This window comes from Aeromicrobium sp. REDSEA-S32_B7 (assembly GCF_001626145.1).
Lineage (GTDB): Bacteria > Actinomycetota > Actinomycetes > Propionibacteriales > Nocardioidaceae > Aeromicrobium > Aeromicrobium erythreum.
This window is the reverse complement of record NZ_LUNF01000211.1, coordinates 1-8,786: the sequence shown is the minus strand read 5'-3', so window position 1 is coordinate 8,786 and position 8,786 is coordinate 1. Positions and strand designations below refer to the sequence as shown.

Genomic DNA, 8,786 nt, shown 5'->3' with positions numbered 1-8,786 from the left:
GCACCACCGGGGCCAGGGAGCAGACAGGAGCCAAGCATGTCCGACGAACCTCACGGCGACGCCACGACGAACGACGTTCCCGACTCGGATGTGGACGAGATGGACGACGAAGGCTACGACGAGCCGCTGATCGCCGAACCGCCGCACCCGATCAACTGGAACCTGCTGAGTGCCGAGGACGCCGAGGCCGAGTGGTTGGAACTCAACCGCTGGGTGGACTGGCTGCGCCACACCTACGGGCTCCACGCCTCCGTGATCCCGCCGGCCTGGCACATGCACCCCGAGCTGCTGTGGGAGCTGAGCGCGCTGCACCTGCACTGGCTCTGCGCCTACGACCCCGACCAGAACGGCAGCGCACCGCTCGGCTGGCACCGCGACTTCGCCGACGCCCGGCAGCGGCTCCGAGAATGGGTCGCCGCCTCTGGCACCCGTCTCGACCGCGACCGCCCCACCAGGCAGACTGTCTGGCCCGGGGAGGAACCCCGCGACCCCATCGAGGACATCCCGATCATCGACCGCGACGCCGAGTTCGTGGAGTTCGTCATGGCCGACGTCCAAGCCCGCCGCGAAGCCGAGGAAGCGTTCTACCGCGACCTCGACCCTGGCACTGGAGAAGTGTTTTGAGCGACAAGACCGAGGCGCTGGTCGTCACGCCGCTGCTGGATAGTCGCGAGGTCGCCGCGTACTTGAAGGTGTCGGAGTCCACGCTGTCGCGGTGGCGCTCGGCCGGGACCGGGCCGCCGTTCCTGCGGCTGGGCGGGATCGCCCGGTACCGGCTCGATGCCGTGGACCGCTGGCTGGGCGAGCTGGAACACGATCATGCCCCGGAGAGCTGAGCCGCAGCCGACCGCCGAGCCCAAGCCGGTCCCGCCGATCGGCGTGAAGGTCTCCACGGACATGGAGCGCCGCTCCTACGGCATTCGTGCCCGCGCCCGGTGGACCGACCCGACCACCAAGCGCCGGGTGATCCGATCGGAGATCGTGCGCGACGAAGCGGCTGCGCACGCCTTCTTCGACCAGCTCCGCAACTCCTCGACCAAGGGCATGGATGTGTCCATGACGCTGCTGGAGTTCGTCACTTCCATCGGCGACCGGTGGGCGCGTGGCCTGGATCCGACGTCCACCGGCGAGACCTACGGGTACGGGCTGAAGCTACGGGTGCTGCCCGCGCTCGGGCACTTGCCGGTCACCCAGATCACCGCCGGCATCATCGACCGCACCATCGATGAGTGGGAACAGCGCCACGGCGCCTCGACCATCAAGAACACCATCGCCCCGCTCGTGCGGGTGCTCGATGAAGCCGTGCGGGACGGGCTGATCCAGATCAACCCCGCGAAGAACCGCGCCAAGCGAAGCCTGAACCGCAACGCCTTTCGCGGACAGGCAGCCAAACACGCCTCCCCGCGGGCGCACGCCATCCCGGACATGAAGACCCTCAATCGCCTCGCACGCGCATGCGGGAAGGTCCATCAGTCCTACAGCGACTTCGTGATGCTCGCCGCGCTGCTCGCGGCCCGATCCTCGGAGGTGTCCGGGTTGCAAGTAGGGGACGTCGACTTCGCCAAGAACCTCGTGGTGATCCGCCGGCAGGTGTTCCCCGGCAAGGGCGGGCTGGTCACCAAGCCGACCAAGAGCCGCAAAGAACGCCGCGTGCCGATCCTCGAACCGCTCCGCCCCGTGCTGGAACGCCTCACCGACGGCAAGAAGCCCGAGGACTCGGTGCTGGTCGGCCCGAAGGGCGGCTACCTCACCACCGCGACCGTCCGCGACGCCACCAACTGGGACGGCATCGTCGCGAAGCTCGGCCTGCCTGACCTCACCCGGCACGGGCTGCGCCACACCGGGGCGACCTGGATGGCCGACGCAGGCATCCCGCTGCACGTCCTCCAAGACATCCTCGGACACGCCTCAATGGAGACCACCCGCGGCTACCTACACCCCGACGACCGCCACCTCGCGTCGGCGGCCGAGCAGGCCAACGCCTTCCTCTCCGCCGCCGGACAGCGCAAGTACGCCCAGCGCGGAAGCACCCCGTCCAGGGGCCTGTGATGCACGCCCACACCGGCGCGAACACCCCCGGAACCGTTCTGGTCCCCTTTTGGTCCCCTTATCCACAGGAAGCAGATTCGAGGCACTCCGTTCGTCTGCAGGCGACCGCCGGCGAGAGCGTTGGGGGACCAGAGGGGGACCACGAAAAACGGCCATCGGACAAGATGAAGCCCAGGCGAGAAACCTAGTCTCACCTGGGCTTTTACGTCGGGCTGACAGGATTTGAACCTGCGACCCCCTGACCCCCAGTCAGGTGCGCTACCAAGCTGCGCCACAGCCCGTGGCATCGATTTTCAGTTGTTCGGGCCGACCAGAGCGGGGTAAACCCCTTAACCCCCAGTCAGGTGCGCTACCAAGCTGCGCTACAGCCCGAACAACCTGAGCCAGCCTACCGTACGCGCTCGCCGCGACCCCACCTGGCCTCAGGCGTTCGTGAGGGGCAGGGCGCGGCGGCTCGTGAAGCGACGCGGGGCGTCGTCGACGGGGTCGGTGAAGGCGAGCTCGTGGGCCAGGAGCTGCAACGGGGTGGTCATGTCGTCGACCGCGACGTCGAGCACGTCGGGGTACAGCGGGTCGCCGACGATCGGCACGCCGAGCCCGCAGAGGTGCAGGCGCAGCTGGTGGGTGCGGCCGGTCTCGGGGCGGAGGCGGTACACGGCCTCGTCGCCCCGGACCTCCTGCAGCTCCACGTGCGTCACCGCGTTCACGGGGGCGTCCGGCACGACCTCGGCGCGCAGCGTCCCACGGTCCTTGCGCACGTGGTCGCGCACGGTCGTCGGCAGCTCCAGGGACGGGTCGTAGGGCGCGAGGGCGAGGTACGTCTTGCGCATCGCGCGCTCGGCGAACAGCTGCTGGTACGCGCCGCGCCACCGCCGTTCCTTCACCAGCACCAGCACGCCCGACGTCACGCGGTCCAGACGGTGCGCGGGCGTCAGCTCCGGCAGGTCGAGGCTGTCGCGCAGCCGCACCGTGACGCTCTGGCGCACGTGCCGTCCGCGCGGGATCGTCGCCAGGAACGGCGGCTTGTCGACCACCAGCAGCCGCTCGTCCTCGTGCAGCACGTCGATCGTGCCCGGCACCTCCGGCTCGTCGCGCAGCGCACGGTGGAACCACACGAACGTGTGCGGACGGTAGGGCTCCTCACCCGTGAGCGGCGTCCCGTCGTCGAGCACGAACCGACCCTCGGCGAGCAGCTCCTCGACCCCGACGCGCTCGGGCAGCTTCTGGCGCAACCAGGCGCCCATGGTCGGGGCGGGCGAGGGCCGGGTGCGGTCGTGGTCGGGCGTGCGCACCCAGGCGGCGCCGAGCCCGTGGCGCGGCGGCAGGGGCGAACGCGGCGGCACGAGCCCGTCCCGTCAGCGCTTGCGCTTCTCGCGCGGACGCTGCTGGATGTGGATCGGCGTGCCGACGAAGCCGAACTCCTCGCGCAGCCGACGCTCGACGAAGCGCACGTAGCCCGCCTCCAGCTTCCCCGACGTGAAGAGGATGAACGTCGGCGGAGCGGTCGAGGCCTGCGTGCCGAAGAGGATCTTGGCCTGCTTGCCGCCGCGCACCGGGTGCGGGTGCTCGGCGACGAGCCGCCCGAGGAAGGAGTTCAGCGCGCCCGTGCCGATGCGCGTCTCCCAGCCCTCGAGGGCGGCGTCGAGCGCGCGCACGAGCCGGTCGACGTGCCAGCCGGTGCGGGCGGCGATGTTGATGCGCGGGGCCCACTGCACCTGCACGAGCTCGCGCTCGATCTCGCGCTCCAGGTAGTAGCGGCGCTCCTCGTCGACCTTGTCCCACTTGTTGAACGCGACGACGAGGGCGCGGCCGGTCTCGGCGACCGAGGAGACGATGCGGATGTCCTGCTCGGTGAACGGCATGCTCGCGTCGACGATGACGACGGCGACCTCGGCGCGCTCGATCGCCGTCGACGTGCGCAGGCTCGCGTAGTACTCATGCCCCGACGCCTCGCGGACCCGGCGGCGGATGCCGGCGGTGTCGATGAAGCGCCACTCGCGTCCGCCGAGCTCCACCAGCTCGTCGACGGGGTCGACGGTCGTGCCGGACGCGTCGTCGACGACGACCCGGTACTCCCCCGCGAGCTGGTTCAGCAGGCTCGACTTGCCCACGTTGGGCTTGCCGACGATGGCGACCCGGCGCGGACCGCCGATCTCGGACTCCCGCTCCTCGGGCGCGTCGGGCAGCGCGGCGAGGACGGCGTCGAGCATGTCGCCGCTGCCGCGACCGTGCAGCGCGGAGACGGGGTACGGCTCGCCGAGCCCCAGGTTCCAGAGCGACGCCGCCTCGAGCTCGCCCCGCTGGTCGTCGACCTTGTTCGCTGCCAGGACCACGGGCTTCTTCGCCGCGCGCAGGATCCGCACGACCGCCTCGTCGGCGTCGGTGATGCCGACCGTGGCGTCGACGACGAAGAGGACGGCGTCGGCGGCCTGCACGGCCACCTCGGCCTGCGCGGCGATCCGCTCCGCGAGCCCGCGGGCGTCGGGGTCCCAGCCGCCCGTGTCGACCACGGTGAAGGCCTTGCCGTTCCACTCCGCGTCGTAGGGCACGCGGTCGCGGGTGACGCCGGGGACGTCCTCGACGACGGCCTCGCGGCGGCCGATGATGCGGTTGACGAGCGTCGACTTGCCGACGTTGGGCCGTCCGATGACCGCCAGGACGGGCAGGGGCGCGTCGCCGCGCGGCGCGGTGGACTCAGACATCGGCAGTTCCTTCGGGCAGGGGGCCGGGCAGCTGCAGGTGCCCGGTGTCCGCGGCCCACTCGACGTGGTGCCGCAGGTGATCGGTGATCCGGCGCCCGACCTCGGCCACGTGGGCCCGGGTGCGGGGCCACGGAACGGGCGCGATCCGTAAGGGTTCACCGTAGACGACGTCGATCCGCGCGCCCCGCGCGGGCCTGCTCTCCGGGTGCCCGCCCGGCGCCCGCGTGCCGAACAGCGCCACCGGCACGACGGGCGCGCCGGAGACCATCGCGAGCCACGCGACGCCGTCCTTCGTCCGCCGCACGTCACCTGCGCCACGCTGACCCTCCGGGTACACGACGACGCACTGGCCGGCCGCGAGCGCACCGGCCGCCGTGCGCAGGGCGCCGACGTCGCGCTCCTCCCGCCGCACCGGGATCTGGCCGGCGAGGCGCAGGACCCGGGCGGTGCGACCCTCGAAGGCCTCCCGCTTGACGAGTGCGTGCGCGTGGCGCGGGGCGCACAGGATGAGCAGCGGGCCGTCGAGCCACCCCACGTGGTTGCTGGCGAGGATGACCGGGCCCGCGACGGGCACGTGGTGCGCGCCGCGCTGGCGCACGTCCCACTGCCGGTGGACGGAGCGGCGCACGACCGGGCGCAGCGACCGCAGTCCCGCCTCCGGCAGGGCACGCGGCGCGTACGCCGGGGCGCCGGCGCCGACCAGGGGCTCGGTCACGTCGTCCGGGCCTCCTCGACCAGCTGCACCACCGCGTCGACGACCTCGTCGAGCGTGAGATGGGTGCCGTCGATCTGCACGGCGCCGTCGGCACGCGTCAGCGGCGACGTGGCGCGGGTGGAGTCGATGGCGTCGCGGGCGGCCAGCGACGCGGCGGTCGCGGCCTCGTCGGCCCCACCTCGCTCCGCCGCCCGACGTGCGGCACGCGCCTGAGCGTCGGCGACGAGGAACACCTTCACCGGGGCGTCGGGAGCCACCGTCGACCCGATGTCGCGACCCTCCACGACGATGCCGCCCGTGGCCTCGGCGATGATCGCGCGCTGCTGGTCGACGAGCATGCTGCGCACCTCAGGCACTGCCGCCACGGGGCTCACGTGGGCGTTCACGTCGTCGTCGCGGACGGCCTCGGAGACGTCGGCGCCGTCGACGGGGATGGTGGGCGACTGCGGGGCGGTACCCGACTCCAGCCGCAGGTCGACCGCGTCACGCGCGATGGCGGCGGGGTCGCCGAGGTCGGTGCCACGCTGCAGCAGCGCCCACGTGACCGCGCGGTACATCGCGCCCGTGTCGAGGTAGGCCAGCGACAGGCGCGTTGCCACGCCTCGTGCCGTGCTGGACTTGCCCGATCCGGACGGACCGTCGACGGCGACGACGAAGGGGGTGCTCACAGGTGCTGGCTCCTCGGAGAGGGGTGGATTGACGAATCAACGGTAGGCGGACCACGCGCGTTCGGTGAGCCGGGCGACGAGCTCGTCGGCACGGTCGGCGGCGACCGCGATCTCGACGAGTCCCACCGGGCGACCGAGCTCGTGGTCGATGCGCAGGTCCTCGATGTTGACGCCCGACTCGCCCACGTGGGCGAACAGGCGCGACAGCGCCCCGGGGGTGTCGGGCACCTGCACGTTGACGACGACCAGCTCGACGGGCTCGCCGCCGTGCTTGCCGGGGATGGCCCGGGTGCCGACGCGACCGGCCTCGAGCACGCCGCCGACCACGTCGCGGTCGCGGAGCGCGTCGATCAGGGTGTCGAGGTCGTCGCGGACGGCCGTGAGCACGGCGCCGATCTCCTCGGCGTTCGTGGTGATGATGTCGCGCCAGAGCGCGGGGTCGCTGCCGGCGACGCGGGTGACGTCGCGCAGCCCCTGGCCCGCCAGGGCGAGGTGCGCGGGCGGCGCGTCCACGAGACGCGCGGCGGTCAGCGTCGACAGCACCTGCGGCACGTGCGACACGAGCGCGACGGCACGGTCGTGCGTGTCGGCGTCCATGACGGTCGGCACGGCGCCCAGCATCACGGCGACCTCCTCGACCAGCCGCACGGCAGCGTCGGTGGCGCCGGCTGCGGGGCGCTCGCTCCCGGCCATCGGGTGGCTGCCCACGTAGCGGTCGAGGCCGGCTCCCCCGGCGACCTCGCGCGCGACGCTGCCCTTGACGCTCGCCACGTCGGTGACGACGGCGGCGGGGTAGGTCTCGAGCGCCTCCCGCACCGCGGCGGCGGTGGCCCGTGGGGGCACCGCGACGACGACGAGCGCCGGGTCGTGCACCGGCTCGGCGCTGCCCGCGCCCCGCTCGACCGCGGCGGCGACGTGCTCGGGGTCGCGGTCGCGCAGGTGGACGTCGATGCCGTGCTCGCGCAGCGCGAGCGCCACGGAAGTGCCGATGAGGCCGCACCCGACGACGAGGGTCGGGGGCAGCGACGTCATGGGGACACGCTATCGAACAGGTCCCCCAGCTCCTCGCGGGTCAGCTCGCGCGAGCGTCCCACCCCGAGACCCCCGAGGTGGATCGGTCCGAACGTCGTGCGCGTCAGCTCCACGACCGGGTGGCCGACGGCGGCGAGCATGCGTCGCACGATCCGGTTGCGCCCCATGTGCAGGTCGAGCTCGACCAGCGAGCGACCACGGGAACGGTCCTTCACGACGAAGCGGTCGACGGCGGCCGGGCCGTCCTCGAGCTCGATGCCGTCGCGCAGCCGCCGCCCCACCGCGTCGCCGACCGCGCCGTCGACGAGGGCGACGTAGGTCTTGGTGAACTCGTACGACGGGTGCGCCAACCGGTGGGCGAGGTCGCCGTCGTTGGTGAGCAGCAGCAGGCCCGAGGTGTCGGTGTCGAGGCGACCCACGTGGAACAGGCGTTCGTCGCGTCCGGCCACGAACTCCGTCAGGTCGCGGCGGCCCTGCTCGTCGGCCATCGACGAGACGACGCCGCGCGGCTTGTTGAGCACGAGGTAGGCGTGGTCCGACGGCGGCGGGATGCGCCGACCGTCGACCCGCACGAGGTCGGTGTGCGGGTCGACCCGGATGCCCATCTGGGTGACGACCTCGCCGTTGACCTCGACCCGGCCGGTCGCCATGAGCTCCTCGCAGCGGCGGCGGCTGCCGACCCCGGCCTGCGCAAGCACCTTCTGCAGGCGGATGCCCTCGGCCTCGCTCACGAGGTCCCCTCCCCCTCGGTCGCGTCCGGGCTGGACGAGTCTGGCGTGGACGAGCCTGGGGTGGACGAGTCTGCGTCGTCGGTGTCGAGCCCGTCGGCGACCTCCGCTGTCGCATCGTCGGAGCCGCTCGGGGGCACGAGGTCGTCCTCCATGTCCTCGATGTCCGGCAGCATCGGCGCGATGTCGGGGAGCTCCGCGAGCGACGCGAGCCCCATCCGCTCGAGGAAGTAGCTGCTGGTCCGGTACAGGTGCGCCCCGCTCTCGGGGTCGGTGCCGGCCTCCTCCAGGAGCCCGCGCGTGACCAGCGTGCGCACCACGCCGTCGACGTTGACACCGCGGATCGCCGAGATCCGCGAGCGGCTCACGGGCTGGCGGTACGCGACGACGGCGAGCGTCTCGAGCGCCGCCTGGGTGAGCCGGGCCTGCTGGCCGTCGAGCACGAACCGCTCGACGGCCGGCGCGAAGGCCTCGCGCGTGAAGTAGCGCCAGCCGCCGCCGACGTGGCGCAGCTCGAAGCCGCGTCCCTGCTCGTCGTACTCGGCTGCCAGCTCGGAGAGCGCGGCCTGCACCTCCACGGGCGGGTGTCCCACCGCCTGCGCGAGGGTCAGGTGGTCGAGGGGCTGGTCGGCGACCATCAGCACCGCCTCCAGCGCCGGACGCAGCGCGAGCAGCTCGAGCTCCAGCTCGTGCGGGCCGCGCAGCGACCCGTCCGTGGGCTGCCCCCCCTGCTCCGCGGGCTGCACCGGCTCGTCGACGGGCGCCTCGGCGGTGCTCGCGTCGGGCGTGGCGTCAGGCATCGTCGTCCTCCGGGATGGTCAGGGCGGGGGTGATCCCGTCGTCGGCGGTGTGACCGTCGAACTCGTCGCCGACGTCGATGTCGACGTCGTCG

Annotated in this window: 10 protein-coding genes and 2 tRNA genes; 3 read left to right on the top strand and 9 right to left on the bottom strand. The window is 72.6% G+C overall.

Annotated elements, in window-relative coordinates:
• The first annotated feature begins 99 nt into the window (after window positions 1-99).
• The 3 genes from A6Q79_RS13940 to A6Q79_RS13930 are packed head-to-tail and all read left to right on the top strand — an operon-like array spanning window position 100 to window position 2,049.
• Complete coding sequence (locus tag A6Q79_RS13940; RefSeq protein ID WP_286689379.1) at window positions 100-624, top strand: hypothetical protein; 525 nt, start codon at window positions 100-102, stop codon at window positions 622-624.
• The gene (locus A6Q79_RS13935) at window positions 621-836 is read left to right on the top strand and encodes an AlpA family transcriptional regulator (protein ID WP_286689364.1); all 216 of its coding nucleotides are present in this window, start codon (window positions 621-623) and stop codon (window positions 834-836) included. Before A6Q79_RS13940 ends, A6Q79_RS13935 begins: the two co-directional genes overlap by 4 nt.
• A 43-nt stretch (window positions 837-879) precedes the next feature.
• Complete coding sequence (locus tag A6Q79_RS13930) at window positions 880-2,049, top strand: site-specific integrase (RefSeq protein WP_286689365.1); 1,170 nt, start codon at window positions 880-882, stop codon at window positions 2,047-2,049.
• A 207-nt stretch (window positions 2,050-2,256) separates the two neighbouring features.
• Here the strand turns inward: A6Q79_RS13930 and A6Q79_RS13925 are convergent.
• The 9 genes from A6Q79_RS13925 to scpB all read right to left on the bottom strand — a co-directional run bounded on the left by A6Q79_RS13925 (window position 2,257) and on the right by scpB (window position 8,694).
• Window positions 2,257-2,330 (bottom strand) — tRNA-Pro (locus A6Q79_RS13925).
• A 20-nt stretch (window positions 2,331-2,350) separates the two neighbouring features.
• A tRNA-Pro gene (locus A6Q79_RS13920) sits at window positions 2,351-2,421 on the bottom strand.
• Between the two features lie 50 nt (window positions 2,422-2,471).
• Window positions 2,472-3,293, bottom strand: coding sequence for a pseudouridine synthase (locus tag A6Q79_RS13915; RefSeq protein ID WP_286689380.1), 822 nt, complete (start codon window positions 3,291-3,293; stop codon window positions 2,472-2,474).
• Window positions 3,294-3,404: 111 nt separating this feature from the next.
• The gene (gene der, locus A6Q79_RS13910; RefSeq protein WP_067859104.1) at window positions 3,405-4,751 is read right to left on the bottom strand and encodes a ribosome biogenesis GTPase Der; all 1,347 of its coding nucleotides are present in this window, start codon (window positions 4,749-4,751) and stop codon (window positions 3,405-3,407) included.
• Window positions 4,744-5,466: a 1-acyl-sn-glycerol-3-phosphate acyltransferase gene (locus A6Q79_RS13905; protein ID WP_067859106.1), complete on the bottom strand. Its 723-nt coding sequence runs from the start codon at window positions 5,464-5,466 to the stop codon at window positions 4,744-4,746. The genes der and A6Q79_RS13905 overlap by 8 nt, the downstream gene beginning before the upstream one ends.
• Window positions 5,463-6,134, bottom strand: coding sequence for a (d)CMP kinase (gene cmk / locus A6Q79_RS13900; protein WP_317698639.1), 672 nt, complete (start codon window positions 6,132-6,134; stop codon window positions 5,463-5,465). The genes A6Q79_RS13905 and cmk overlap by 4 nt, the downstream gene beginning before the upstream one ends.
• Before the next feature lie 36 nt (window positions 6,135-6,170).
• Window positions 6,171-7,166: a prephenate dehydrogenase gene (locus A6Q79_RS13895; protein ID WP_317698638.1), complete on the bottom strand. Its 996-nt coding sequence runs from the start codon at window positions 7,164-7,166 to the stop codon at window positions 6,171-6,173.
• Window positions 7,163-7,897 carry a pseudouridine synthase gene (locus A6Q79_RS13890; protein WP_286689368.1) on the bottom strand — a complete coding sequence of 245 codons (735 nt, stop codon included), beginning with the start codon at window positions 7,895-7,897 and terminating at the stop codon, window positions 7,163-7,165. Before A6Q79_RS13890 ends, A6Q79_RS13895 begins: the two co-directional genes overlap by 4 nt.
• A complete protein-coding gene (scpB, locus tag A6Q79_RS13885) occupies window positions 7,894-8,694 on the bottom strand; it encodes an SMC-Scp complex subunit ScpB (protein ID WP_286689369.1) in 801 nt (266 codons plus the stop codon). The genes A6Q79_RS13890 and scpB overlap by 4 nt, the downstream gene beginning before the upstream one ends.
• Window positions 8,695-8,786 lie beyond the last annotated feature (92 nt).